At 65.1% G+C, this 1,063-nt stretch carries 2 protein-coding genes and 1 pseudogene; 2 read left to right on the top strand and 1 reads right to left on the bottom strand.

What is annotated here, in order from left to right; genetic code table 11:
* Positions 1–123, bottom strand: a pseudogene (locus U1700_RS15280) (DedA family protein); the annotation flags it as partial.
* Between the two features lie 123 nt (positions 124–246).
* On the opposite strand from U1700_RS15280, the gene U1700_RS15275 reads away from it, so the two are divergent.
* Together U1700_RS15275 and U1700_RS15270 are read left to right on the top strand one after the other, a co-directional pair.
* Complete coding sequence (locus U1700_RS15275; protein WP_332753518.1) at positions 247–813, top strand: hypothetical protein; 567 nt, start codon at positions 247–249, stop codon at positions 811–813.
* A 61-nt stretch (positions 814–874) separates the two neighbouring features.
* Positions 875–1,063 (top strand): aldo/keto reductase (locus tag U1700_RS15270; protein ID WP_332753517.1); only part of this gene is annotated, 189 nt, incomplete at its 3' end.

Here is a 1,063-nt window from a genome sequence, read left to right as displayed (position 1 = left end):
CTCGGAAGGCAGCGGAATGCACGCGCTCTCGATCGCCATCAACAGCATGATGCCCAGATAGCCGCCGGTGGAAATGACCCAGATGGCGAAGCTCGCCAGCGCGGAAAGAATATGCTCGACCATGGGACCAGCGACTTGCGCGATCGGGGGGCGGGGGTCAATCGGAACCGGACGGCCGCCACAGCCTGCTTCGGGACAGCGGGCGGGGACTTGCCGGGGCATTTTCTCCTGCGTTAGACGAGGTGCATGATGGTTCAGGCCCTGTTTGCGTTGTGGCTGGCGGCCGCACCGCTTCCTGTTGCCTCGGATGTCGAGGTCGATCCCGCGACGATCAATGTCGTCGATGCGATCGACTGTCGGCTGAATACCGACACCTATGGGGCGCTGACCATGGCGCTGGATGAAGAGGCGAAGCGGCGCGGCTGGCGGCCGGTCGAGGGCAAGAATGCCTTTCTGCAGGAATATGAACTGCCGCAACCGATCCGCGTCGGTGAGGGCTGGACCACGCGCCGCATCGCCTTCAGCGCCAATGCACTGCTCGCGATCCTGGACATTGCCGATCCGAAGACGGTGGCCGACCGCATTGGTGTCACCAACACCATGCCCGACCTGTCGGGACAGGGTGTCGCGGCCAAGTTCCTGGGCCAGCATGTCGTCAGCGACGAGACCGTCCTGCCCAAGGGCGAGGAAAAATTCGGCACGCACAGCATCATCGCGCGCTCCGTGTCGACCGTCACCAGCCATCCGGGCAAGACGCTCTATGGCTGTTCCTATGCAACCGATGTGATCGGCCGGGACGGCAAGCCGATCTGATCGCGGGACGGGCGCAGGCAGCACCGGGAACCGGGCGGTGGGCCTGCCGGTTGGACGGCCCATGACGATGCTGACCTTGAATGACGGCCGCAGCCTGCCCCGACTGGGGCTGGGCACCTTTCAAGTCCCGGATTCGCAGGTGGCCGCCGTGGTCCGGCGCGGGCTCGACACGGGATACCGGCTGGTCGACACCGCCGCCATCTATGGCAATGAGCGCGGTGTAGGCGATGGTCTTCGCGACGCGGATGTC

The sequence above is a fragment of the Sphingomonas sp. RB1R13 genome (assembly GCF_036663775.1).
GTDB lineage: Bacteria > Pseudomonadota > Alphaproteobacteria > Sphingomonadales > Sphingomonadaceae > Sphingomicrobium.
This window is presented reverse-complemented; position numbering and strand designations above follow the sequence as displayed.

Bases quoted from the DNA above. Each gene is read 5' to 3' on its own strand.
- U1700_RS15275 (WP_332753518.1), top strand. From the start codon at position 247: ATGATGGTTCAGGCCCTGTTTGCGTTGTGGCTGGCGGCCGCACCGCTT.